The sequence below is a fragment of the Brevibacterium sp. H602 genome (assembly GCF_051172395.1).
Classification (GTDB): Bacteria; Actinomycetota; Actinomycetes; order Actinomycetales; family Brevibacteriaceae; genus Brevibacterium.
This window is the reverse complement of the sequence record NZ_JBPIZD010000001.1, coordinates 311908-336930: the sequence shown is the minus strand read 5'-3', so window position 1 is coordinate 336930 and position 25023 is coordinate 311908. Positions and strand designations below refer to the sequence as shown.

26 protein-coding genes are annotated in these 25023 nt (G+C 63.7%); 14 read left to right on the top strand and 12 right to left on the bottom strand.

The genetic code is table 11. The features are described from left to right. Positions 1–29: 29 nt before the first annotated feature. A complete protein-coding gene (locus ACSBQT_RS01545) occupies positions 30–746 on the bottom strand; it encodes a PIG-L deacetylase family protein (protein ID WP_410710222.1) in 717 nt (238 codons plus the stop codon). Between the two features lie 104 nt (positions 747–850). On the opposite strand from ACSBQT_RS01545, the gene ACSBQT_RS01540 reads away from it, so the two are divergent. After that, entirely contained in the window at positions 851–1513 is a 663-nt protein-coding gene (locus tag ACSBQT_RS01540) for a hypothetical protein (protein ID WP_410710221.1), read from the top strand. Here ACSBQT_RS01540 and ACSBQT_RS01535 read toward each other — a convergent pair. The 4 genes from ACSBQT_RS01535 to ACSBQT_RS01520 all read right to left on the bottom strand — a co-directional run bounded on the left by ACSBQT_RS01535 (position 1483) and on the right by ACSBQT_RS01520 (position 5067). After that, the gene (locus ACSBQT_RS01535) at positions 1483–2718 is read right to left on the bottom strand and encodes an FAD-dependent oxidoreductase (RefSeq protein WP_435000705.1); all 1236 of its coding nucleotides are present in this window, start codon (positions 2716–2718) and stop codon (positions 1483–1485) included. The genes ACSBQT_RS01540 and ACSBQT_RS01535 overlap by 31 nt on opposite strands. A 91-nt stretch (positions 2719–2809) precedes the next feature. After that, a complete protein-coding gene (locus ACSBQT_RS01530; RefSeq protein WP_435000704.1) occupies positions 2810–3364 on the bottom strand; it encodes a hypothetical protein in 555 nt (184 codons plus the stop codon). A gap of 317 nt (positions 3365–3681) precedes the next feature. After that, the gene (locus ACSBQT_RS01525; RefSeq protein ID WP_410710218.1) at positions 3682–4278 is read right to left on the bottom strand and encodes a hypothetical protein; all 597 of its coding nucleotides are present in this window, start codon (positions 4276–4278) and stop codon (positions 3682–3684) included. A 201-nt stretch (positions 4279–4479) separates the two neighbouring features. After that, positions 4480–5067 (bottom strand): HhH-GPD-type base excision DNA repair protein, encoded by a 588-nt coding sequence (locus tag ACSBQT_RS01520; protein ID WP_410710217.1) that lies wholly within the window; start codon positions 5065–5067, stop codon positions 4480–4482. Positions 5068–5120: 53 nt separating this feature from the next. Between ACSBQT_RS01520 and ACSBQT_RS01515 the strand changes: the two genes are divergently transcribed. The 6 genes from ACSBQT_RS01515 (at position 5121) to ACSBQT_RS01490 (ending at position 10327) form a co-directional block, all read left to right on the top strand. Then, entirely contained in the window at positions 5121–5504 is a 384-nt protein-coding gene (locus ACSBQT_RS01515; protein WP_435000703.1) for a YchJ family protein, read from the top strand. Positions 5505–5699: 195 nt separating this feature from the next. Beyond that, the gene (locus ACSBQT_RS01510; protein ID WP_435000701.1) at positions 5700–6179 is read left to right on the top strand and encodes a DUF2087 domain-containing protein; all 480 of its coding nucleotides are present in this window, start codon (positions 5700–5702) and stop codon (positions 6177–6179) included. 59 nt (positions 6180–6238) lie between these two features. Beyond that, positions 6239–6742: a phosphoribosyltransferase gene (locus ACSBQT_RS01505; protein WP_101544866.1), complete on the top strand. Its 504-nt coding sequence runs from the start codon at positions 6239–6241 to the stop codon at positions 6740–6742. Between the two features lie 9 nt (positions 6743–6751). Beyond that, positions 6752–8053: a carboxylesterase family protein gene (locus ACSBQT_RS01500; RefSeq protein WP_435000700.1), complete on the top strand. Its 1302-nt coding sequence runs from the start codon at positions 6752–6754 to the stop codon at positions 8051–8053. Between the two features lie 103 nt (positions 8054–8156). Then, on the top strand, positions 8157–9266 hold the full coding sequence (locus ACSBQT_RS01495; RefSeq protein WP_435000699.1) for a winged helix DNA-binding domain-containing protein: 1110 nt from the start codon (positions 8157–8159) through the stop codon (positions 9264–9266). A gap of 35 nt (positions 9267–9301) precedes the next feature. Then, a complete protein-coding gene (locus ACSBQT_RS01490; protein WP_435000698.1) occupies positions 9302–10327 on the top strand; it encodes a diacylglycerol/lipid kinase family protein in 1026 nt (341 codons plus the stop codon). On the opposite strand, the gene ACSBQT_RS01485 is transcribed toward ACSBQT_RS01490, so the two are convergent. Genes ACSBQT_RS01485 through pdxS form a run of 3 tightly spaced genes read right to left on the bottom strand, consistent with a single transcriptional unit; the run spans position 10310 to position 13381 of the window. Beyond that, on the bottom strand, positions 10310–11911 hold the full coding sequence (locus ACSBQT_RS01485; RefSeq protein ID WP_435000697.1) for a helicase HerA-like domain-containing protein: 1602 nt from the start codon (positions 11909–11911) through the stop codon (positions 10310–10312). The two genes, ACSBQT_RS01490 and ACSBQT_RS01485, sit on opposite strands and share 18 nt — an antisense overlap. A gap of 10 nt (positions 11912–11921) precedes the next feature. After that, positions 11922–12503 (bottom strand): pyridoxal 5'-phosphate synthase glutaminase subunit PdxT, encoded by a 582-nt coding sequence (gene pdxT, locus ACSBQT_RS01480; protein WP_435000696.1) that lies wholly within the window; start codon positions 12501–12503, stop codon positions 11922–11924. Further along, positions 12500–13381, bottom strand: a complete 882-nt coding sequence (pdxS, locus tag ACSBQT_RS01475; RefSeq protein ID WP_435000695.1) for a pyridoxal 5'-phosphate synthase lyase subunit PdxS — start codon at positions 13379–13381, stop codon at positions 12500–12502. Before pdxS ends, pdxT begins: the two co-directional genes overlap by 4 nt. Positions 13382–13601: 220 nt before the next feature. Here pdxS and ACSBQT_RS01470 point away from each other — a divergent pair, with 220 nt between their 5' ends. Further along, a complete protein-coding gene (locus tag ACSBQT_RS01470; RefSeq protein ID WP_410710208.1) occupies positions 13602–14996 on the top strand; it encodes a PLP-dependent aminotransferase family protein in 1395 nt (464 codons plus the stop codon). Beyond that, on the top strand, positions 14993–15382 hold the full coding sequence (locus ACSBQT_RS01465; RefSeq protein WP_410710207.1) for a hypothetical protein: 390 nt from the start codon (positions 14993–14995) through the stop codon (positions 15380–15382). Before ACSBQT_RS01470 ends, ACSBQT_RS01465 begins: the two co-directional genes overlap by 4 nt. 212 nt (positions 15383–15594) lie before the next feature. Here the strand turns inward: ACSBQT_RS01465 and ACSBQT_RS01460 are convergent, their stop codons facing one another. The 3 genes from ACSBQT_RS01460 to ACSBQT_RS01450 form a co-directional block, all read right to left on the bottom strand. Then, entirely contained in the window at positions 15595–16239 is a 645-nt protein-coding gene (locus tag ACSBQT_RS01460; protein WP_435000694.1) for a 4'-phosphopantetheinyl transferase family protein, read from the bottom strand. A 3-nt stretch (positions 16240–16242) separates the two neighbouring features. Next, entirely contained in the window at positions 16243–16701 is a 459-nt protein-coding gene (locus tag ACSBQT_RS01455; RefSeq protein WP_410710205.1) for a LapA family protein, read from the bottom strand. 102 nt (positions 16702–16803) lie between these two features. Next, positions 16804–19032, bottom strand: coding sequence for an NADP-dependent isocitrate dehydrogenase (locus ACSBQT_RS01450; RefSeq protein WP_435000693.1), 2229 nt, complete (start codon positions 19030–19032; stop codon positions 16804–16806). Between the two features lie 157 nt (positions 19033–19189). On the opposite strand from ACSBQT_RS01450, the gene ACSBQT_RS01445 reads away from it, so the two are divergent. From ACSBQT_RS01445 to ACSBQT_RS01425, 5 genes are all read left to right on the top strand, one after another. After that, positions 19190–19831, top strand: coding sequence for a thymidine kinase (locus ACSBQT_RS01445; protein ID WP_173153758.1), 642 nt, complete (start codon positions 19190–19192; stop codon positions 19829–19831). A gap of 96 nt (positions 19832–19927) precedes the next feature. Further along, entirely contained in the window at positions 19928–20707 is a 780-nt protein-coding gene (locus tag ACSBQT_RS01440; RefSeq protein WP_435000691.1) for an alpha/beta fold hydrolase, read from the top strand. 130 nt (positions 20708–20837) lie between these two features. Then, positions 20838–22472: an SLC13 family permease gene (locus ACSBQT_RS01435; protein WP_435000689.1), complete on the top strand. Its 1635-nt coding sequence runs from the start codon at positions 20838–20840 to the stop codon at positions 22470–22472. 28 nt (positions 22473–22500) lie between these two features. Continuing rightward, positions 22501–23571, top strand: coding sequence for an NADH:flavin oxidoreductase/NADH oxidase (locus ACSBQT_RS01430; protein WP_435000688.1), 1071 nt, complete (start codon positions 22501–22503; stop codon positions 23569–23571). A gap of 49 nt (positions 23572–23620) precedes the next feature. Next, positions 23621–24274 carry an MBL fold metallo-hydrolase gene (locus tag ACSBQT_RS01425; protein ID WP_435000687.1) on the top strand — a complete coding sequence of 218 codons (654 nt, stop codon included), beginning with the start codon at positions 23621–23623 and terminating at the stop codon, positions 24272–24274. Positions 24275–24276: 2 nt separating this feature from the next. Here the strand turns inward: ACSBQT_RS01425 and ACSBQT_RS01420 are convergent, their stop codons facing one another. Next, a complete protein-coding gene (locus ACSBQT_RS01420) occupies positions 24277–24861 on the bottom strand; it encodes a hypothetical protein (RefSeq protein ID WP_435000686.1) in 585 nt (194 codons plus the stop codon). Positions 24862–25023: the final 162 nt, after the last annotated feature.

Sequence of the window (25023 nt, the reverse complement as noted above, 5' to 3'; positions counted from 1 at the left end):
CTGCTGGCAAGGAGCAATTGGCGAAGTGCTCACATATCGACGACTGTGATCGGTAAGGCGTAGTCGACGCCGGCGAGTTCTCCACCGCTCGTGGCGATGCCGGGGATCATATCCTTCGGCGCCGGATGATCACTGAGGGCGTCCAAATAGACCTTGTGCGCCTCAAGCGATCGCACACCACGATCGACGTGCGCAGCAGTGAGCGCCACAGCGTGGGTGGGCTGGGCGCCGTTGATGAGCAGCCGGTCGGCTTTCCACGCTTCAAGTCCCTCGTCCTTGAGGTCGGTGAAGACCCAGGGATTGTCGGCATCGCGAATGGCATCGACAGTGGCAACGCCGGCATGGCGATGGTCAACATGATTGAGCCCCCACTGCACTTGGAGGTCGAAGGTCGTCACGACAACCGCATTCGGGCGGAACTCGCGGATCTTCCGCGCGATTGCCCGACGCAACTCGTGCGTGGGTTCCAGCAGACCATCCGGGAAATCGAGGATCTCCAGATCGTCGACCCCGACGATATTGCATGCACGACGCTGTTCCTCGGCGCGCAGCGGTGCCACTTCCTCCGGGCTCATGTCCCGGATACCTGCTTCCCCTCGGGTGAGCAGAAGATAGGCGACTTCTTTGCCCTCATCGGTCCATTTCGACACGGCTGCCGAACCCCCGTATTCCATATCGTCAGGGTGGGCGACCACGCAGAGCACACGGTTGATATCGGAGTCATCGAACAGCGGGATCTCAGTCATGAGTCCAGGCTAGGCGGCAGTTGACACTTGCGCCAGAGGCCGGGGACGACCAGATGATTGGGTACGATGTGGAGGACCCACCGATCGAGTGAAGGCAGACAATGATGAACAGACCACTCGTAGCGGTGACGCTGGCCCTGGGCCTGACTCTCAGCGGATGTTCGGCATTCCGGGTCAGCAGCTCCGAAGATGCGGGATCCAAACCGGCGAATGTGGGAATCGGCGACGGACAGTCGCCTTCGCCGACGGCAACCGGCCCGACGATTCCCGACGGGATGAGCGAGACCACTGTCGACCTGGGCGGACAATGTCCCGTCGAAGTCAGTTTGGCCTTGGGCGCCGACTGGGCAGATGGGTCCGGCTACGACGGATACCGGCTCTATGAAGCCGAATCGGGCGCGATCATCACTGTCAACTGCATTGCTGACGACGAGTCGTCACCTCAAGATTTGGTGGACAAGGCGCGGGAGAGGATGTTCAGCACGTCGGGATCGTCCATGACCAGTGAGGCCACCGGATCACTCAGCGGTGGAGAGTACTGGGTCTTCCACGGCACCTTGGCACCCGATGACATGCGAGCTGTCGACAAAGAGGACTCCGTGATGTTCGGTGCAGTTGCCGGAATATCTGTCGACGGTCGGCTCTTCAAGGTCAGCGTCGACATGCTTGCGCAAGCCGATGACACAGAGGCTCAAGACCAGTTCCGACAGATGCTGCCGACGGTTCGCTTTGGCGATCAGGTGCTCAAAGCCCCAGACCTGCGCTGAGGCTGCCGACTGCCAGACATGCGTTTGAGCAGTTCTCGGGCCGCTATCCTTCCGGCCCTGGTCGCGCCGACCGTGGAACTGGCTGATCCGTAGCCGACGAGGAACAGCCGTGGATCGTCTTTGACCGCGACCTCGGTTTCCATGGAGATTCCGCCGTCTGGTGTGCGCAGGCGCAGCGGTGCAAGGTGTTTGAGTGCTGCTCGGAACCCGGTGTTCCAGAAGATCACGTCGACCTCTTCGACACGGGGTTCGTCGAACGGCGCCCATGAGTCGGGCACTGCCAGGTAGTCGCTGGCCGAAGGACCCAAGCCTTCCGACGTGGTCGGAAGCTCAGTGTCGCCGAGTCCGGGGAAGTGGACGCCGTGGGGAAGGATGCGGTCGAACATGCCTCGAGACACCAGAACTCCTGAGTCGATTCCTTCCCGGAACTCTCTGCGGATCGGCAGGCCAGTCGTGCGGACGACGCTGGCTGGGGCCAGACCGGACAGAGTTCGTTCGCGAACGGCTCGTTCGACCTCAAGTCCCCATTGGCCGTCGAATTCCCTGGACGTGAAGTTCGGTGGACGGCGTGTGGCCCAAAGAGTGTCGGTCACTTCGGCGAGTTCGAGGAGAAACTGCGTGGCGGAGATTCCACCGCCGACGACGAGCGTGCGCAGTCCCCGGAAGTCCTCGACGTCACGGAAGTTCACGGTATGCAGCTGGTGGCCCTCGAACTCCGCGATACCGGGGACGAACGGGACATAAGGCTGGGTCCACGTGCCGGTCGCGTTGATGAGGTAGTCGCTGGAGAGCGTCACGTGTTCACCGTCGACGGTGGCAGTGATGGTGAACCGTCCCTGTCCGGGTTCTTCGGACCGGACGGTGTCCACTTCAGCCGGGCGGATGACGCAGAGTTCCAGTTCGCGTTCGAACCGGGAGTAGTAGTCGGACACCACCTCCGAGGCGGGGACGTTCGGGTCGGGACGTCCGAGAGGAAACCCAGGTAGGTCGGAGATGTGGTTGGTGGTCCCCAGGGTCAATGAGTCCCACCGTTCTCGCCAGGCACCACCGGGGCCGTCTCCGGCATCGAGGAAGATGAAATCTTTGCCCGGTGCGAGACCGTCGCGCCACAGGTAATGTGCCGCGGACAGTCCGGCTTGGCCCGCGCCGATGATGACGATAGGCCAATGAGAGTCGATCAGGAGCTCGTTGATTCGGCACACCATGGGGCCATTGTTTCAGGTTTCTCTCGTCAAGGGCTCACTGATCATGGCCAGGCGATAGGAAGACGGTTTCCTGCTGGAGATGGCTGCGGACTCACCGGGCAGATCGGGCACAGTCCGGCCCGCGGGGATTGGAATAGCAGTCTTCGTCGACAAGGTAGCGGTGATATCGGTAGACCTCGATGCCGATGTCGTTGCTGGCGACGTGTGCGAATCCGTCGATAGGGAGCCAGGGTCCGCCGTCGACTGAGAATTCTCCGCTGAATGTCGCGGTCATCGACGCGGATACCTTGCCGGATTTTTGGTATTCGTGTCCGATCTGGGGTGTGCCGCCGGGCAGGGGCTTCAAACCTTTCGCAGTAGTGGTCGTGCCCGAGCCGTCTCCGAAGTCCCAGTTGAATCGTTCTGGCGTGACTTTTACCTTGACTGCGTAGGTCAGCAGGGTCATGTCGATATAGCTGACGTCGATGTCCGTCCAGAAGGCGGCTGGTTTGCCGACGACGGCCCAATCCTTCGGCCAGGCATAGATTGTGGGAGCCGGTATGTCGAAATTCTGGAACTGCGATTCCGGGATGTGCGTCGGGGGATCGGGCCGAGCCGGAGCGCCGCCGCCACCGCCCCCTCCGCCACCGGGGCCGGGCTCACTCACACACAGATAGCCGACGTCTTCCGTCGGACAGTCAGGCTGTCCGCCGCCTCCGCCGGGACCACCTCCGCCAACGGATCCACCGCCGCCGTTGCCGCCTCCACCAGAGCCGCCTCCACCAGAGCCGCCACCGCCGGAGCCTCCGCCTCCGTCAGATCCCCCTCCGCCCGGAGGCGGTTTGGGCGCCGGGGGCTTCACCGCTTCACATCCGCTTGTGTCGCCAATCGTGCAACCTGGTGCCGCCTCCGCCGGCGGAGGAAACATGAACAGGCAAATGGCGACGATTGCAAAACAAAGAATGCTGTGGGAAGACCTATTTCCTAACAACGTCGTTCCCAGAGAGTTTGCTGGTCGACTTTCCAGCTTTCGTCATCTAACAGAATGGTGTGTTGCATCGTCACTTTTCCATCAGGATTCAAAGTCGGAGTTTGACCTGCCGGCGTCATTGTCCACTTAGAGGTGTCAACACAAAAGTTCACCAGGACCGAGCCAGACTTCGCTGTCTCGTCCAATTTCGTGACTTCGAATACTTCGACCTTCAACGGTTCGATTTGCCCCTCAAAGGTAGCCTCGTCGGCGGCTACTGATTTGGCTTCAGTCTGAATTGACTTAAGCGCATCGCCGGATGCGAAATTCGGAAAGTCATCAGCTACCTCGGACTTCCCGGAATACGCTTCATTAATGGCCTGAATGAAGTCGTCGAACGCAACCAACGCGCCCTCGACGGCCTTCTTTTCCTCGTTGTCGAGGTCAAGGTCTGTTTCGTAGTCGGGGATGGCCACCTCGGCGGGGTTATCGGTCGACCCTCCGTCGGGCTGCTGCGCGGGCAGGGTCGATGTCGGCGCGGCTACCGGAGAATTGTCGGCACAGCCGACGACCGAGACCAAACTCAGAGCGGAGAAAACGGCAACGAACATTTGGGCAGGTCGACGATTCGGTCGGGACGATCCAGTTCTCATTCCACGCCTCTGTGGTCTGCAACTGCGGCGCGACCCCGTCGGCCGACACCCGGATTCCCTACATTATTCGACAGGCACGCTTTTTAGAACAGGCGAAGTCGAATCTGTGGATAACTCACGTCGGAGTGCGTGGAAGCATGAAACTCTCGGCGACTGCGGCTACTTGTTCGCGGCCTTTGCCGCCTTAGCCGCGGCCTTCTGCTGCTTCTTGAAAGCACGCACCTCTTGCAGAGTGACGTCATCGACGACGTCGGCGATCGAACGACGAGCATCCGCGTCACCGTAGTCACCGGCCGCCTCCTGCCAGCCCTCAGCCTGGAGTTCGAACTGCTTGCCGAGCAGCGCTAGGAAGATCTTGGCCTTCTGATCACCGAATCCGGGCAGCTTTTTGAGCCGTTTGAGGACTTCGGCGCCGCTGGGGTCACCCTCAGTCCAGATCGCCTCGGGCTTTCCGTCGTACTCGTCGACAATAGCTGCGGCCAGCTTCTGCACCCGGCCAGCCATCGACTTCGGGAACCGGTGAACCGCGGGCGTCTGCGCGAAGATGTCGAGGAAATCATCCGGGTTCATCTCAGCGATTTCGTCGATATCGAGCTTGCCCAGCCGATCTGCCAGCTTTGCCGGCCCGGCAAAGGCGCTCTCCATGGTCACCTGCTGGTCGAGCAGCATCCCGACGAGCAGGGCGAAGCGGTCTTCGGCCAAGAGTTCATCGGCCTTCGGATCTCCAGACAGGAACAGTGAAGTCATGACTCCATCTTCGCACGCCCGCCACTGCAGTCCACTGCCGATATCATCGACAGATGATCTGCCCCTGCTCCGGAATGCCTCCCGGCGCCGCCTACGACGACTGCTGCCGCCCCGCCCTCGACGGTGAAACCTGGCCCACCACCGCCGAGGCGCTGATGCGCTCTCGCTACACCGCCTTCGTCCGCGGCAACGAAGACCACCTCTTCCGCACCTGGCATGCCAAGACCCGGCCCGACGATGTCGGCGTCGATGACGCCACCACGTGGCTCGGCCTCGAAATCGTGTCCACCACGGGCGGAGGAGTCGACGATGCCACCGGCACCGTGCACTTCCGTGCGCGATTCCGGGACCACCTCGGCGATCATGTCCTCGAGGAGAACTCCTCCTTCGTCCGCAGATCCGGACGGTGGATGTACCTCGAAGCGCTCGAAAGCTGACAACCGGCAACCGCTTCGAACACCGACCACTGCGTCTATACTGGTGGCCGGCGCATCCAACGCCCAGCCGAGGTCGTGTTCCCAGCACACCGACCGCATGGCGAAGGGGAGAGAATCCTCGGACGAAACCGGCACGGTGATTTCCTGACCAGGTTTCGTGCTGGGGGAGACTTGGTCGCTTGAGGAAGTGACACCATGACCAAGGACAAAGATTTCAAGAAGCTCGTTCGCACGCGGATGACCGAAACCGGTGAGAACTTCACCACGGCCCGCACCGCGCTGCTCGCCGCGAACCAGGGGACAGATTCCGACAGAGTTTCCCGCAGCGAATCCGTCATCGACCCGGAGATCGCACGGTTCCGGGCGAAGACACTGAAAACGTTCATGCCAGATGGCCGGATCGTCTCCGTCCCGACGAAACGACGCGCCCTCGTGCTCGTCCTCATCGAGGTCCTCGCTGCCCTGGACCCAGACCAGGTCTACGACGAGAAACGGCTCAACGGCCTCCTCGGGGAATTCCATCCGGACTTCGCCCTGCTGCGTCGCGAACTCATCGACTACCGCCTGCTCGAACGCAATGCCCACACGGGGGAGTACTGGGTCAACTCGAACCCGCCCACCCATACCGGATCACAGGCGCAGGAGATGGCCGGGCTCGAGGTATTTCTGCGCTGAACCGGCGACAGCGTATCCTTGAAGCTCGAACCACAAACGGTCAGACACGAGGAGCATCCATGGCCTATCACGCCGATTCGACCGATCTCGACGAAAAAGAGATTCTCAGCTGGGACATGTTCGGCCGATCGGCGCGTGAGATGGCGCAGACCATCGCGGATTCCGACTACGATCCCGAGATCGTCATCGCCGTGGCACGCGGTGGGCTGTTGCCCGCCGGAGCACTCGCCTACGCGCTCGGACTCAAGCTCTCCGACGCCATCAACGTCGAGTTCTACACCGACGTCCACGAGACCCTGCCCGACCCCATCCTGCTCGCCCCGATGCTCGACGTCGAAGCGATCAAGGGCAAGAAGCTGCTCGTCGTCGATGACGTCGCCGACTCCGGCCGCACCCTGGCCCTCGTCCTCGAACTGCTGCGCAAACACGGCGCGGAAGCCCAGTCGGCCGTCATCTACGCGAAGTCCGCATCGATCATCGATCCTGACTTCGTGTGGAAGCGCACCGATCAGTGGATCGTCTTCCCATGGTCGGCCGAGCCTCCGGTCGAACCCAGCAAGTAAGCTGACCAAATGGAGGAGACACGGGACATCGCCGCCCCGTGCGGACGCGTGCGCGTCTACGTCAGCGATGACGTGATCCGCGCACGAGGTATTCGCTATGCCCGTGCAGGTCGTTTCCTCCCTCCCGTCGATGAACCTCCGGTGGACTTCATCGACGGCGGTCAACCGGGTCCGGCAAGCCCGCAGCTGCGCCGCGACCCGAATGCCGGAATGACCTTCGACCAGCTCGGCGGGCTGCCCATCAGCGAAGACTGTCTGCGCGTGAGCGTGACCATGCCGAAGGACACCACCACCGAGGCGGGGCTTCCCGTCCTCGTCTGGATCCACGGCGGAGCCTACGTCGCCGGGGCCGGGGACGCGGAGATCTACGATCCGCATGCCTTGGCCGCCGAGCAGAACATCATTGTCGTCTCGGTGACCTACCGGCTCGGCGTCCTCGGATACCTCGGTACCGGGCGCGACGAACACCTCAACCTCGGTGTGCTCGATCAGATCTCCGCCTTGCGCTGGGTGCAGACGAACATCTCCGCCTTCGGCGGCACCCCGGACAATGTCACGATCGCCGGGCAAAGCGCCGGGGCAGACGCCTGCGCCCACCTCATGATCGCCGAAGGCACCGCAGGGCTCTTCCATCGTGTGCTCATGGCCTCAGCTCCCTTGGGACTGGCCGGCGGCACCGACGCCATGAACTGGGCGATGGGGAAAGTCGCCCAGAAGATCGACCCTGAAGCATGCGTCGACGACATCCTCCGAGCACAGGAGGAAGTGCACAAGGCCGCCCTCGTCGGAGGATTGCATGCCGGAATGTGCTTCGGAGTCCGCTACGGCAAGTACCCGCTGCCATCACGAGCGAAGTCAGCCGAAGCCTGGGCTGCGGTCGCCCCGAAATTCGATGTGCTCATGACCCGCACGGAACGCGAGATGGCGTTCTTCGCCGGTTTCGTTCCCGCACTGCGTCGCCTCCACGACCGCACCCTGACCTCTCCGATGCTCGAATCCCTCATCTCCGGCATCACCTCAGCGGTCTACACCCGGGCCGGTCGCGAATTCTACGACCGCCACCGGATGTCCGGCGGTCAAGGCGCACGCCTGCTCATCGTCTCCCGCGGCGACGGCAGCTTCTTCGACGCCGCGCACTCGGGAGACCTGCCGCTGATCTTCCCCGGCGAGATCTGGCACGATTCCTTCCTCGACTACGGTGCGACCACCGATATCGCCGGTCCCGAGCTGCGCCGGGTCTGGGGAGAGTTCGCCTCCTCGGGCACTTTGCCGCGGGTGCGGGTGCCCGGACTCATCGACATCATGGGCTGAACAGATTCGACTGCGCGATCTTCGTCTGCGAACCCCGTCTGCGAACCCAGTGCTGTCGCCTTTTCACAACCGCCGTGTCACCGGCGTGCACTACCGTTGGACCATGGACGCACATCAGATCTCGGCAGCCCGTCTGATCTCGCAGGGACTCATCGGACCTCCACCCGAGTCACCGACAGGAACCGACCTCTCAAACGCCGGCGCAGTCGTCGAACATCTCGGCTGTGTCCAAGCTCAAGCCCTCGGCGGAGCACTGGTCTCCATCGCCCTGCGCCTAGGACCGGATGTCACTGACGGTATGGCCGCAGTCCGGGCCGCCATCGATGCCGGAGAGATCGTGCGTTCCTGGACCCAGCGCGGCACCATCCATCTGACCACGGCCAAGGACATCGGGTGGATCCTCGGCCTCACCGGGGCACGGATCATGAAAGCCACGGCCAAGAGGCGTGAGCATTTCGGCATCACCGACGCCATGCTCGACACTGCAGCGGAACTCGCCACAGCAGCCATCCGGGAGCGGGGACCGCTGACACGAGAAGAGCTGCTCGAAGCGTTCGCTCCCATCGGCGCCGGAGACGAATACGGCCACGCCCGATACCTCATCACGTCCCTGGCGCTGCAGAACATCATCGTTCAAGCCCCCATGATCGAGGGCAAAGATGACATGAAATATGTGCTCACCGCAGATTGGGTGCCCACACCGACGACGCTGGACGACGAGGCGGCCGACCGCGAATGGATGAGACGCTTCGTCACCAGCCACGGACCGGTCACGGTCGATGACGCGGCACGGTGGACTGGACTGCCGAAGACGAGGATGAGAAAGGCTATCCAGGCCGGGATCGATGCCGGAGAGATCGTGAGCACCGAGATCGACGGCACCGACTACGTTCACGCCCCGGATTTGGAGGACCGACTGGGCGAATGGGAGGCAGCGGCGCAGGAGACCATGTTGCTGCCGGGATTCGACGAGATCATCCTCGGGTACAAGGACCGCAGCGCCACACTCGACCCTGCGAATGAGAAACTCGTTGTGCCCGGAGGCAACGGAATGTTCAAGAACACACTGGTGGCCGGTACTCGGGCACGCGCCACGTGGAAGCGAACACCCCGCAAAACCGGTCCGCGAGTCCTCGTCGACACCTTCCCAGGGGAGAAAGTTGACCTGGCCGCCGTCGAATCGGTGAGTGCAACCCACCCGGCCTTCGTCTGAGCACGCAGAGACCACCGACGATGGACGATCGCCACATGCCACTCGAACAGGTGTCCGGCCGGGTGGATGAGGACGACCCACCAGCATCGCCCGCAGGCCGAATTGCCGTTGGGATCATCCTCAACCCCAAACATTCGGCGACCCTACGGGCGTATGCCGAGCTCGTGCCGCAGCTGCGCAAAGCCGGCGCGCACTACCGAAGCATGACCACCAGCGTCGAACGTTCCGGTCGGTGGCAAGCCGAACAGCTCGTCAGGTGGGGAGCCGATACCGTCATCGTCCTCGGTGGGGACGGCACCATCCGAGCGACAGCCCCGGTGCTCGCCGAGGCGGACATCCTGACCTTCCTCGTCCCGACCGGGACCGCGAACGTGCTCAGCCGCCATATCGGCCTACGATCCTCCCGGCACGCCATCGACCACTGCGTGCGCACGATCGCCTCGACCATCCGCGGCGCTCCGCCGACCCATCGCAGCGTCCCGATCAATACTGCGGAGTTTCAGACCGCGGACGGGATTCGACATCGCGCCGACTTCATCAGCCTCGCAGGAATCGGGGGAGACGCCCGGGCCGTCGCCCACCACCACGCCGCGCCCGGACTGCTCGGCTACGCCTGGGGAGCCGAGCGGGCCCTCTTCGCCGCGGACTTCACCGCAAGTACAGACTTCGCCGCGAGAACAGGGGAGACCTCGAGCACCGGGGGAACCGCCTCGGCGCCGGTGTGGTCGGTGATGGCATCGAAAGTGGCTCGTCCTGCAGGGCCCATCGCCGTGTTCCCCGAGGCGCACATCGATGCTCAGACCTTCTCCATGCTCACCGTCGGTCCATTCCCGCACTCGCCCATGGCGGCGTGCCGAGCGTGGGCAGGAATCGCCGCGGCATGCCTGCAGGGCAGACCAGACGCCCACCCGTTCATGAACTATCGCGTTACGACCGAGGTGACGGTCTCCGTCGAATCACCGGTACCGGCACAACTCGACGGAGACCTCATCGGCGACTGTCTGGAACTGCGGGTGAGCGCCGGTGAGAAGACTCTGCGGGTATCAGCGCCGGCGTCGTGAGGTGCCGAAGATTCCGCGTGCGATCTCGCGTGCCGCGGTCCTTGTGAACTGTTTGAACGCCGAGGACTTCACGACCTGGGAAAACAGGTTCTCGTCGTCCTTCTTTGCCGGCTTCTTCCCGGAGCCGCCGGACTCCTCCGGGAAATCGATCTTGTCCGCTGAGGCGTCGCGACCCTGACTCTCGGCGGGCGCATCGGCAGGTGCTGACTTCTGTTCCTCGGCGTGAGCTTCTGACCCGCCTTCGAGGCGCTTGGCGAGGATCTCGCGGGCAGATTCGTTGTCGATCGCGGTGCCGTACTTCTCATGCTGGGGCGAAGCCGCCACAGCCGCTTTGATCTCGTCCTCGCTCATCGGCCCCATCTTCGACTCCGGGGCTCGCATCCGCGTCGGCGCCACCGGGGTCGGAGCACCATCGGGGTCCATGACGGTGACCACGGCTTCGCCGATGCCGAGCGAGGTGAGCAGCTCTTCGAGGTCGTAGTCGGACTTCGGGAAGGTCTGCACGGTTGCCTTGAGCGCCTTCGCGTCGTTGGGCGTGTGTGCCCGCAGCTGGTGCTGAATGCGCGAACCCAACTGTGCGAGCACATCCTCGGGAACATCCTTCGGCGTCTGAGTGACAAAGAAGATGCCGACACCCTTCGAACGGATGAGCCGCACGGTCTGCGTCACCGACTGGAGGAAGGCCTTCGACGCGCCGGCGAAGAGCAGGTGGGCTTCGTCGAAGAAGAACACAAGCGAGGGCTTGTCCGGGTCGCCGACCTCAGGCAGGTCCTGGAACAGGTCGGCCAGCAGCCACATGAGGAACGTGGAGAACAGGGCCGGCGACTGACTGAGTTTCTGCAGTTCGAGCACCGAGACGATTCCGGCACCGTTGTCATCGGTGCGCAGCAGATCAGCGGTGTCGAACTCCGGCTCACCGAAGAACACGTCGCCGCCCTGGGCGGCGAGTTCGGAGATCTTGCGCAGGATGACGCCGACGGTGGCCTTCGATGCTCCGCCGATGCCTTCGAGATCGGCTTTTCCCTCGTCGGAGGTGAGGAAGGTGAGCACGGCCTTGAGATCGGAGAGGTCGAGCAGCGCCAGCCCTGCCTGATCGGCATAGTGGAAGACCAGAGAGAGGACGGATTCCTGAGTGTCGTTGAGTTCGAGCACCTTTGCCAGCAGGATCGGCCCGAACGAGGTCACGGTCGCTCGCAGGGGAGTGCCGAGTCCTGAATCGCCGAGGGTGTAGAACTCGGTCGGATTGGACCGCGACTGCCAGTCTTGACCGGCGGCATCGAGGCGCTTGCGCAGTTTGTCGGATTCGACTCCGGCAGCGCCGATGCCCGAGAGATCGCCCTTGATGTCAGAGGCGAACACCGGCACTCCGGCCCGTGACAGCTGCTCGGCGAGCACCTGCAGGGTCACGGTCTTACCGGTTCCCGTGGCCCCGGCGACGAGGCCGTGCCGATTGAGCATGGACAACGGAATGGAGATCGGAGTCTCCTTCGACGGTTCTTCTCCGTCCAGGGCGACCCCAAGATCGAGTGTCTCGCCGTCGAAGGTGTATCCGTCTTTGAGTGTCTGCAATGCCTGCTCAGTCATGAGTCAATCTTTACACAGCGGCACCGAGGTGGTGGAGGAATTCTGCATGGATTCGTCCGTCGGTGCCCAATTCCGGGTGGAAGCTGGCACCCCAGACCGAACCCTGCCGGACGAGGACGGGCGTGTCGTCGTGACGGGCGAGCACTTCGGTGTCGGGTCCGAGATCGAGGATCTGCGGAGCCCGAATGAATGTGCCCTCGACCGGTTCGCCCAGTCCGCGCACGGTCAGCGGGGTGGTGAAGGACTCGCGCTGTCGACCGTAGGCATTGCGGGCCACGGTGACATCGAGCCCGCCGAGGCGGTCGTACCCACCCAGCGAATCGTCGCTGAGCCGGTCGGCCAGGAGGATGAGCCCGGCACAGGTGCCGAAGACCGGCAGTCCGCCGGCCATGCGTTCGCGCAGAGTCGCGAAGAGATCCGTGCCGGCGGCGATGCGCACCATGGCCGTGGACTCACCGCCGGGCAGAATGAGCGCATCGAGGTCCGTAAGGTGTTCGGACTTGGTGACCTTGAGGGTGTCGACCCCCAGGGAGCCGAGCATGAGCAGGTGCTCACGGAAGGCTCCCTGGAGGGAGAGGACGCCGACTCTCACCAGCCGCGCTCGGCCAGGCGGTGCGGTGCAGGGACGTCGGCGACGTTGATGCCGACCATCGCATCGCCGAGTCCGCGGGATGCCTCGGCCACGGCCTGCGGGTCATCGAAGTGGGTGGTCGCCTCGACGATGGCCCTCGCGCGTGCCTCCGGATTGCCCGACTTGAAGATGCCGGAGCCGACGAAGACGCCGTCGGCACCGAGCTGCATCATCATCGCTGCGTCTGCCGGGGTGGCGATGCCGCCGGCGACGAAGGTCACGACGGGCAGACGGCCGAGGCTGGCGACCTGCTTGACCAGGTGGTACGGGGCGGCGATCTCCTTGGCCGCGACGTAGAGCTCATCTTCGCTCTTCGCTCCCAGCGCACGGATCTCTGAGTTGATGGTGCGCAGGTGGCGCATCGCCTCGGAGACGTCACCGGTTCCTGCTTCGCCTTTCGAGCGGATCATCGACGCACCCTCCTGGATACGGCGCAGAGCCTCACCGAGGTTGGTTGCACCACAGACGAACGGCACCTTGAAGACGGACTTGTCGATGTGGTTGACGTAGTCGGCGGGGGAGAGGACCTCTGATTCGTCGATGTAGTCGACACCGAGGGTTTCGAGGATCTGAGCCTCGACGAAATGTCCGATGCGGGCCTTGGCCATCACCGGGATGGACACGGCGCTGATGATCGAGTCGATGAGGTCGGGGTCGCTCATCCGGGCGACTCCACCCTGTGCGCGGATGTCGGCGGGGACGCGTTCGAGGGCCATGACGGCGGAAGCACCGGCCGCCTCGGCGATGCGTGCCTGCTCTTCGTTGACGACATCCATGATGACGCCGCCCTTGAGCATCTGAGCCAGTCCGGTGTTGAGCAGGGTCTGTGTTTCGGTCATTGTGGTGTAGATCCATTCACTGTCGCGGAGTCGATCCGGGTCGACACAGGGCGCAGGACGGAGCGTTCTCTGTCTGCTGCCAGTGGGTCGGAGGGATCGTGGTTCTTCGGGTGTGAACGGCCGTTCTCGACCAGCCTAAACCGATGAGTGGCTCAACGAGAGAGCCAGGAACGTGGAAGAATTTTAGGCCAGAATCACATCGTCGCACTATTATCGACTCATGGTCACGAAGTCACAGGACGGCACTCGGGCCGAAGGCATTGCTCTGCCGGTGAACGTCGACAAGAAACTGCCGACTCCGCTGCCTGATCAGCTCACTCAGGAGCTGCGGCGCCTGATCTCGGACGGGACTCTGCGCCCGGGGGATGCGGTGCCCTCGAGCCGTCGGCTGGCCAAGCATCTCGGAATCTCTCGCGGCAGTGTGGAGACAGCGTATGCGCAGCTCGCTGTGGAGGGGTTCCTCCTCGCCGCCGAACGATCGGCCACGCGGATCAATCCCGACCTGCCCGCCGCCTCGACGACGGTGGGTCCAAAGCATCGAGTTCCGGACTCGCCGAGGCGGCGTCTGCGCAACTATGTCGACCTGCGTCCGGGGTTCGGCGGGGACGATCCTCTGCGCGAACCGGCCTTTCGGCGGGCCTGGAGGGAATCACTCGACCTCGACCCGGGTCCGATCGATCCCTTGGGCCAGCCCCGAGCCCGGTGGGCGATCGCCGACTATCTGCGGCTGACTCGTGGGATGGCCGTCGACCCCGACGAGATCATCCTCACCAGCGGGTCTCGCGATGGTCTGCGACTGCTGCTGAGCCTCGGCGTCTCCGGAGCCATCGCCGTGGAGAATCCCGGTTTCCCGGGTCTGCGCCAGGCGATGACCGACCAGCAGCTTGTGCCTCTGGACATGGTCGGCTCCTCGCCGGCGCGGGCCGATGTGGCTGCGGCCGTCGTGACACCGAATCACCAGTTCCCGCACGGAACACCGATGCCGGTCGATCAGCGTGCCCGCTTGCTGGACTGGGCGGCTCGAGGAAACGTTCTCATCGTCGAGGACGACTACGACAGTGAGGCCCGCTTCACTCGCACAGTGCTGCCGACCCTCTTCGACCTCGCAACATCGACCGACAGCAGCGCGCAAGTCGTCCACATCGGCACCTTCTCTGCCCTGCTGACCTCGGCCGTATCGACCGGATACGTCATCGCTCGTGGACCGATCTCGGAGGAGCTCATGAGCCTGCGCGCGGCTCTCGGGCCGGCGTATTCGCCGATTCTGCAGATGGCCATCGCCTCCTACCTCGGCTCCGGTGGGCTGCGTCGTCGCATCTCCCGGGGACGGCGGCGACTCCGGGCCGCCGAGGAAGTCGTGTCCGAGATCGGTCCGATCCCCGGGCTGGTCCACGAGGGACGCACACTCGTCATCGAAACGTCTCAGGCGCAGGCCTCAAGCCTGTTGAGGGATCTGGCCGAGCGCGGCATCCTCGTCGCCTCTTTGGCTCGCGGCTGGGCCGGTGGCGACGAGGTTCGACACGGTCTGGTCATCGCCCATTCGAACGTCGAGGCCCCTGTGCTGCGAGAGGCACTGGGTGAGGTGAAGACCCTGTTGAGTAGGATTCAGTCATGAGGAATTCCGGATTTGCAGTCGACGGCATCATCAAGCTGCTGCTGGCCGTGCTCGGCTTCATCTTCATCGGCGGGCTCGAGGACTTCTTCCTCGCCCCACGCTGGTTGGTCATCACTGCGCTGGTGCTGCTCTTCCTCAGCGCCGCTACCCAGATCTCCTATGCCGTGACCAAGGGGGAGAAGCGCTACCTGAAGTTCCCGATGGTCTTCGACGCACTCCTCATCGTCGCGGTCGTCGTCGGCCTCATCCTCGCCGCTGCGAGCAACCCGGCTGGCGCCTGGATCCTCTTCGGGCTGGTCGGAGTGGGCTCGTTGGGCATCGCCGTGGTCTTCACGACCGGCGAGAACGGCCCGTCCTTCAGCGAAGACGAGCCGCAGAACCCCTGACCGTTCGCAGAGCCGCAAAATCCCTGACCCTTCGAGGCCTCCTCACGGAGGCTGCCCTGACTGCTGACCTTTCGTCGTTCAAGGCGAACAGCGGATATGTGGTCGTGCGCGGTCACATATCCGCTGCAGCGCTTGAACGACACAAAACTGGCTGCGCGAAGGGTCAACAAATGCGGCAGCGCTTGAACGAGGAGGGGTCAGCAGACCGGTGCTCAGCGGTTGAAGGCGATGGCAGCGATATGGCCGTCGGGAATACCGGTCTTGAGGTCGTGGATGTCGACATCGGGATGCGGTGAGTTCGGTTCCGGCCCGGCGCCGATGTAGTCGAGACCGGGATCGCGAGCCAGGCCCGTGCTCAACGCCTTGAGAAAAGCTTCGGTGCGCGCCCATACGCGGACGAATCCGGCAGCGAAGTCGTCATCGGGAAGCTCCTCGAGCTCTGCCCGTTCCCTTTCATGGAGCAGCCGCATCGCCTCGAGGGCGACATCTCGTTCCGGGATCGCTTCGATGTCGAGTCCGACCGGGTCGTCGGAGACGGCGACGAGGACGAGGCGACGTGACCTCGACACGGAGAATTCGCTCTCGTCGTGACGTGGTTTGCCCGCCGAATCGAGGCGGATCTCGATCGCAGCGGGATCCTGACCCAGATACGCCCCGAGCACATGGCGGAGGACGACACGGCCGGCAGACCAGGTGGCGGCCGCCTCGGCGTCGAACTCCTTCGCATAGTTGCGTTCCTGCTCGGTGAGCACGGAATCGTCATCACGCGCCCACGCCGCCTCGGCCGAGGTATCGGCGAGGACCAGGGTGACGGGAAGTTCAGTGGGCAGTTCGATGAAGCTGGGGTGGTGCGCCATCGATCAGCGGCCCAGGGCCTTGTTGATCTTCTTCAGCTTGCGGTCGAGCACGAAGATCCGCACCGAACCGATGATTCCGGCAATGAGGATGCCGCCGATCGCGGCGAAGAGCATCGCCACACCCAGAGGCAGTTCGAACTGCCAGCCGAAGTACTTGAATTCGGCCGGGACATTGTTCTGCAGAATGAAGATGAGCAGCAGGACGACGATGACGGCGCCGAGGATGAGGGAGACCCACATTCCCGCCGACATTCCGGATCCGGCCTTCGTCGACGGCAGTTCACCAGTGTGTCCCGCCGGAGGCTGCGTCTGCTCATGCCTCTCCTGCGGGGACATCTCCCGGGTCTTGTCCACCGCAGCGGTTTCGCCCGTCGCGGGAGTATCGCTGCCGAGGACTGAATCGGTTTCGGCCAGGAGCTCTTCGGGCGTCTGCGAATCGCCACGCGGGTCTTGAGTACTCATGCGCCCCATCATAACTGCTGATGGGGCGCATAAGGCTGGTTTGCAGAAAGAGTCCCGGCAACGGCTGCCGGGACTCTTCCCTCAGTGTTGTCGATCAGTTGATCAGACGGTCTTGCTCAGCGAGGAGATGATCTCATTGAGCGTGGCCGAGGGCCGCATGGCGGCTTCGGTCTTCGCATCGTTCGGGTAGTAGTAGCCACCCAGGTCGACCGGGCTGCCCTGAACCTCGAGGAGCTCGGCCACGATGGCGTCCTCCTTCTCAGCAAGTGCCTTCGCCACCGGTGTGATGGCCTCGGCCAGAGCTTCGTCCGAGGTCTGCTCGGCCAGCTGCTGTGCCCAGTAGAGGGTGAGGTAGAAGTGGCTGCCGCGGTTGTCGATCTCGCCGACCTTGCGCGACGGCGACTTGTTCTCCTCGAGGAACTTGCCGGTCGCGGCATCGAGGGTGTCGGCCAGGACGCCGGCCCGCTCGTTTCCGTGGACGTTGAACTCGTGGCGGAAGGACTCTGCCAAAGCGAGGAACTCACCGAGCGAGTCCCAGCGCAGGTGGTTCTCTTCGACGAGCTGCTCGACGTGCTTCGGAGCGGAGCCGCCGGCACCGGTCTCGAACAGTCCGCCGCCCGCGATGAGCGGAACGACGGAGAGCATCTTCGCCGAGGTGCCGAGCTCGAGGATCGGGAACAGGTCGGTGTTGTAGTCGCGGAGGACGTTGCCGGTCACCGAGATGGTGTCCTTGCCCTCACGGATGCGGTCGATGGAGAACTGAGTGGCCTCCACCGGGTTCATGATGCGGATGTCCAGGCCCTCGGTGTCGTGGTCCTTGAGGTATTCCTCGACCTTCGACGTGATGTTGCGGTCGTGGGCGCGGGTCTCGTCGAGCCAGAACACGGCCGGAGTCTCGGACAGGCGGGCACGGGTGACGGCGAGCTTGACCCAGTCGCGGACGGGGATGTCCTTCGTCTGGCATGCACGCCAGATGTCGCCGGCAGCGACCTCGTGGCTCATGAGCACATCGCCGGCGGAGTTGACGACCTCGACGGTTCCGGCCTCCGGGATCTCGAAGGTCTTGTCGTGGCTGCCGTACTCTTCGGCCTTCTGCGCCATCAGACCGACATTGGGCACGGTGCCCATGGTCCGCGGGTCGAAGGCGCCCTTGGCCTGGCAGTCCTCGATGACGGTCTGGTAGACGCCGGCGTAGGAGGAATCGGGGATGACGGCCAGGGTGTCCTGGGTCTGGTCATCCTTGTTCCACATCTTGCCGCCGACGCGGATCATCGCCGGCATCGAGGCATCGACGATGACGTCAGAGGGCACGTGGAGGTTCGTGATGCCCTTGTGCGAGTTGACCATGGCCAGGTCGGGCCCGTCGGCCAGCCCCTTCTCGATTCCGGCCTTGACTCCCGCGGCTGCGTCGGCAGGCAGGGTGTCGAGCCCGGCCAGGATGGCGGCCAGTCCGTTGTCGGAGGTCAGTCCCGCCTCGGCGAGGACGTCACCGTACTCGGCGAAGACGTCGGGGAAGAAGGCTTCGATGACCTTGCCGAAGAGGATGGGGTCGGAGACCTTCATCATCGTGGCCTTGAGGTGGACGGAGAAGAGGACGCCGTCGGCCTTGGCCGCGGCGATCTGGTCCTTGACGAATTCGTCGAGGGCGGCGGCGTTCATCTTCGTCGAATCGACGATCTCACCGGCCAGAACGGGCAGGGACTCCTTGAGGACCTTCGTCTCTCCCGTGGCGGTGCGCAGGCGAATCGACAAGGTGTCATCGGCCTCGATGATCACGGACTTCTCGTTGTCGCGGAAGTCGCCTGCGCCCATGGTGGCGACGCGGGTCTTCGAGTCCTTGGACCATTCGCCCATCGAGTGCGGGTGAGCCTTGGCGAAGTTCTTCACGGCCTGCGGAGCGCGACGGTCGGAGTTGCCCTCACGCAGCACCGGATTGACGGCCGAACCCTTGACCTTGTCATAGCGTGCCCGAACATCCTTCTCCTCATCGGTCGAAGGCTCTTCCGGGTAGGCGGGCAGGTCGTAGCCCTGAGACTGCAGTTCGGCGATCGTCGCCTTCAGCTGCGGAACGGAAGCGGAGATGTTGGGCAGCTTGATGATGTTGGCATCGGGGGTCTTGGCGAGATCGCCCAGCTCCGCGAGTGCGTCGCCGACCTGCTGGTCCTCGGGCAGACGGTCGCTGAACTGGGCCAGCACGCGTGCGGCGAGAGAGATGTCTCGAGTCTCAACCTCGACACCGGCCGACGTGGCGAAGGCTTCGATGATCGGCTTGAGCGAATACGTCGCCAGAAGCGGCGCTTCATCCGTGCGCGTGTAAATGATTTTAGCCATAGTTAAGGACCACTCCGCATCTTCTTGGGGTTTATCGCCCTCCATCCTACCTTCTGGGCCATTTCGGTAGGCGGCCCCGTCCGATGATGGTGCTCACATCTCCAGGTGGCACCCGGTAGTCTTCTGTGTCGGCACGGACAACAGAAAGAGGACGACAGTGGCCAAACTCTACTTCCGGTACGGGGCGATGAATTCCGGCAAGTCGACCGCTCTTCTGCAGGCGGCCTTCAACTACGAGGAACGCGGCCAGCGCGTTTTGCTGGCCAAGCCGCTGATCGACACCAAAGGCGCCTCGCAGATCGTGTCCCGATTGGGCGTCACCCGCGAGGTCGACTTCGTCATCCCCGCCGACGGCGACGTGGAGCGGATCTACGCCGAACATGCCGACTACGTCGACCACGATGCCCTCATCGAATCCATCGACGCCCCGAAGATCCCCGTCGCGTGCCTGCTCATCGACGAAGCGCAGTTCCTCAGCCCCGTCCAAGTGGATTCGCTCATGCGGATCGCCACCACCGCCTCGGTGCCGGTGATGTGTTACGGAATCCGCACGGACTTCCAGACGAAGGCATTCCCCGGTTCGGCGCGGCTGCTCGAGATCGCCCACACCCTCGAGGAACTGAAGACGATCTGCCGCTGCGGTCGCAAAGCCATGTTCAACGGCCGCCTCGTCGACGGAGCGTTCATCTTCGACGGCGATCAGGTCGCCATCGACGGCAATTCCGTGACCTACGAGTCGCTGTGCCCGAGCTGTTATCTCGAGTACTCCGGCGGTAGGCTGTCAACGACAGACTCCTGACCGATCCCGACACAGCTTCCCCGTCGAATCCAACTCATCGACGACCGTCGTATCCAGTCGAAATCCGTTCGCACTTTCAGTTCTCAAGGAGCCTCCATGCGCATCGCCGTCCGTGCCTTCAACGACAATCCCGGTTCCCCCGTCCTCGTCTTCGGCAACGCACTGGGCACCCGGATGCCTTTGTGGACGTCCGTGGCCGCGCGTCTGGCCGATGATTTCCAGATCTACCTCACCGACCTGCCCGGACACACCCTCCCCGCCGGTGATTTCCTCGCCGAGGCGTCCGCCCCGGTGACGATCGAAGCGCTGGCTTCCGGTGTCGTCGAGTCCCTCGCCGAGCTCGGGGTGGAATCCTTCGCCTACTGCGGAGTCTCGATCTCCGGAGCGATCGGCCTGACCTTGGCCCTCAACCATCCCGAAAGACTCACCGGACTCGTCGCCTGTGCGACGGCCGAGAAGTTCGGCACCTCGGAATCCTGGGACGAGCGCATCGGCGAAGTCCGCTCCGACGGCACAGGGAGCCTCGTCGATGACACCGCCGATCGCTGGTTCGCCGCCGGATTCCTCGGCGAGGACATCGCCACCGGTCACCTCATCCTGTCCGACCTCGCACTGGTCGATGACGAAGCTTATGTGGCGGCCGCCTCGGCGCTGAAGACCTACGACGTGAGCGGGAAGCTCGGCTCGATCACCACCCCGACGCTCGTCATGGCCGGCGCCCAGGACCCCGGCTGCACCCCCGAGGCGATGTCGTCCCTGGCCGAGCAGATAAAGGACGCACGCTTCGTCACGATCCCGGACTCCGCCCACCTGCCGATGGCCGAACACCCCGAGATCGTCGTCGACCACATCCAGGAGTTCTGCGGCCAGCTGTAGGAGCCACTGCGGCGAAGGGCCGCGAAGCACCCATGCGCTCACGGAGCGCGGGCGATTCTCTCGGTAGAGAGACCACATCTGGAGTATGCTGAGCGATAGCACAGGCACACCTGCTCAATGAGGAGTGAGAATGTCCCCGCGCCCGAACTCCGCCGAGTTCACATCCACCGAGATCGATATGCGCTCTCCCGGGGAACGAGAACCCGGCATCAGCCGCACCACCCTGCGAATCCGGTGGACCGGATTCCTGCTCGGCCTCATCTTCTCGACCCTGATCTATGCGATCATGCCCGCCGGTGTCGAGCACGCTGCCAAACTGACCGCGGCGGTCGCGGTGCTCATGGCAGCCTGGTGGATGACGGAAGCGCTGCCGATCGCGGCGACGTCCCTCGTCCCGCTCGTGGCGTTCCCCGTGCTCGGCACGGACGTCGAGATGGACACCGTCGGCGCCTCCTACGGAAACCCGATCATCTTCCTCTTCCTCGGCGGCTTCCTCATCGCACTGGCCATGCAGCGATGGAATCTGCACCGTCGCATCGCACTCGTGACGCTGAGCATCATGGGCGACAAGCCGGGACCGATGATCGCCGGCTTCATGATCGCCACCGGGTTCATCTCGATGTGGGTCTCGAACACCGCGACCGCGGTGATGATGCTGCCGATCGGAATGTCGGTGCTCATGATCGTGTCGAAGGTCATGGGCACAGCCCTGAACGGGGCGGCGGGCGCCGCAGACCAGGACGGGGCAGCAGGCGACCGAGGCGAAGGCACAGCCGGGAACCAGAGCGACGGCGGCGATGACACGGGAATTGGCGCGGTCGTGAAGTCGAATTTCGGCACCGCACTCATGCTCGGCATCGCCTACTCGGCATCAATCGGTTCTCTGGGCACCATCATCGGCACTCCTCCCAATCTCTTCCTCATCGGCTACCTCAAGGACAACCACGACATCTCCATCGGCTTCGGCCAGTGGATGATCGTCGGTGTGCCGCTGTCTGTGGTGATGATGGCTATCGCCTGGTTCCTGCTGGTCAAGGTGCTGTTCAAACCGGAGATCGACAGGATTCCCGGCGGACGCGAACTCATCCGCGAGGAACTGGCCAAACTCGGCCCCATGTCCACCGGTGAGAAGCTCGTGCTCGCGATGTTCGTCCTCGCCGCCGTCAGCTGGATCTCGCTGCCGCTGATCTTCGAGGAACCGCCGATCAGCGACGAAGGCATCGCCATGGCCGTGGGGCTTCTGCTCTTCCTCATCCCCGGCGGAGCGAACCGCGGCGTCCGACTTCTCGACTGGGACACCGCGGAGAAGCTGCCGTGGGGAGTCCTCCTGCTCTTCGGCGGCGGCCTCGCGCTCTCCGCTCAGTTCTCGGAGTCGGGTCTGACCGAATGGATCGGTAAGACCACGAGCGGCCTCGGCGTTCTGCCGACGATCCTCGTCGTTGCCATCTTCACCGCCATCATCCTCTTCCTCACCGAGCTGACGTCGAACACCGCAACGGCCGCAACGTTCGTACCCGTGGTCGGAGGAGTGGCGATGGGGCTCGACCTCGACCCGCTGCTGCTGACGATTCCCGTCGCACTCGCAGCGACGTGCGCCTTCATGCTGCCGGTCGCCACCCCGCCCAACGCGGTGGCCTTCGGCTCCGGATACGTCACCGTGGCGCAGATGGTCAAGGGCGGTCTGTGGCTCAACGTCATCGGCATCGTCCTCATCACTGCGACCGTCTATCTGCTCGCCGTTCCGGTATTCGGGATCGCTGTCTGACCACGGGCAAAACTGGCAGACTGATGTCATGACTGAGCTGTTCGAACCGCTGACACTGCGCGGAACCGAGATCCCCAATCGCATCTGGCTGGCACCGATGTGCCAGTATTCCTGCGAAGCCGAAGACGGCATGCCCGGCCCCTGGCATCTCGTCCACCTCGGTGCCCGGGCGCAGGGCGGATTCGGGCTCATCCTCACCGAAGCCTCCGCAGTCGTCCCCGAAGGTCGAATCTCACCACAGGACGCCGGAATCTGGAACGACGACCAGGCAGAGTCATGGTCGACCGTCGTCGACTTCGTCCACTCCCAGGGCAGCATCATCGGCATTCAGCTCGCCCATGCCGGCCGCAAGGCCAGCACCTATCGTCCTTTCACCGGTGAGCCGAAGGGCAGCGTCCCCGAGTCCGAGGGCGGATGGCCGACGTTCGGCGCCAGCTCCATCGCCTATCCGCAGCTGGCCGAGCCCGTGGAGATGACGAAGGACGACATCGCCGAGGTGGTCGCCGCCTTCGCGGCCGCTGCCCGACGTTCGATCGATGCCGGGTTCGACCTCGTCGAGCTCCACGCAGCCCACGGCTATCTGCTCCATTCCTTCCTGTCCCCGCTGTCGAACCAGCGCAGCGACGAATACGGCGGCGATCTCGCCGGTCGGTCCCGACTGCTCCACGAGGTCTATGCGGCCGTCCGCGCCGAGGTCGGTGAGGACGTGCCGGTGTTCGTACGCATCTCGGCCAGCGAATGGACCGACGGCGGATTCGACATCGCCGAAGCCGCCGATGTCAGCCGTGCGCTGTCGGAGGCTGGAGTCGACCTCATCGACGTCTCCTCGGGCGGCAACTATCCGGTGCGGATCCCCATCGGTCCCGGTTACCAGGTGTCGCTGGCCGCGGCGATCCGCGCCGAGGGCGTGCCGACCGGAGCCGTCGGACTCATCACCGATCCGAAGCAGGCCGAGACCATCCTCAGCACGGGACAGGCCGATGCGATCTTCATGGCCCGCGCCGCTCTGCGGGAACCTTCCTGGCCGCAGCGAGCCGCCCATGTCCTCGGAGTCGAACCCGGACCCTACCCTCCGCAGTACACCCGCGGAGCCTGGTGACCTGTCCCTGAACAGTTCGCAGCATCAGCACAGATTGAGGAGTTTGGAAATGAATACGATCGAAACCGAGCACGTCATCATCCGCTCTATCGCGGTCTCCGAGATGGCGAACAACGTCTATCTGCTCACCGCCAGAGAGACCGGCTCCCAGGTGCTCATCGACGCCGCCGACGACTCCGAGGCGATCACCGAACTCATCGGCTTGAGCGCGCAGGACACCGAGGCTGACCCGAAGCTCAGGGCGATCATCACCACCCACCAGCACTGGGATCATATTCGGGCACTGCCGGCCACCTCGGCGAACTATCCGGAGGCGATGACGATCGCCGGTGCCGCGGACGCGGCCGCCATCACCGAGGCGGAAGGAGTGGAGATCGCGCATTCCGTCGATCACCTCGATGTCGGGGACTTCGGCGGATTCGTCCTCCAAGCCATCGCTTTGCGCGGGCACACCCCCGGCTCGATCGCACTGCTTCTGCGTGACGGGGGCCAGACGATCCTGTTCTCCGGTGACTCGCTGTTTCCCGGCGGGCCGGGCAAGACCTGGTCGGCCGAGGACTTCACCTCTCTCATGGACGACCTCGAGGAGCGGGTCTTCGGCGAACTTCCGGACGAGACTCTCGTCCTGCCCGGACACGGGGACTCGACGACCCTGGGTGAGGAACGTCCGAAACTGGGGGAGTGGCGCGAACGCGGCTGGTGACCTCAGCGCGGCAGTGCCGCGAAGCCCAAGAGCGCCCAGACGATGACGAGGAGACTCACGGCGATGATGCCGATGTTCCATCTCGTCTCGATGACACGCTGCCCACCGGGGTTGGCGAGCTCTGCGTCACCGAGTGCCGAAAAGCGCTCGAGCACGGCATCGACGGCCGGGCTCGGATTCTCGACGAGCTGGCGCATACCGTGCTCGTCCTTCTCCCACTTCTTGCCTTTGCCGGCCAGCGGCCATGAGGCGAACTTCTTCTCATGGGTGCGCACACTCAGACCGAAATGGGTTTCGAAGCCGTCGACGAGGTTCCACGGGATCGTCACGGTCTTAAGTGGATTGACCAGCACAAGCTGCTGTCTGTGCAGTTCGACGCGGGGGAACCGGTAGAAGACGAAGACCAGGGTGCCGACGGCCAGTGGGATGCCGGCAGCGGCCAGACCGCGCAGTGTGAAGTCACCGAAGACGATCGAGAGGACGCCAAAGGCACAGAGCCCTCCGACGATGAAGAACAGCGTCGTCGAACTCGTCGTCCGCACGACGGTCGGCTCGGTCTCATTGCGATCTATCTCACTGTCAGCCACCTGATCATCCTATCCATTGAGACTGAACAAAAGTTGTCTGTTCCCTTGGTTTCGAAACGGTAACGATTCCGAAATTTGCTCATTATGTGGACTCCGTCACAGTCGCTGGTGAATTAACTTTGTTGCATTCCATGTGAAAAGCATGAACGCGGTCACATGCGC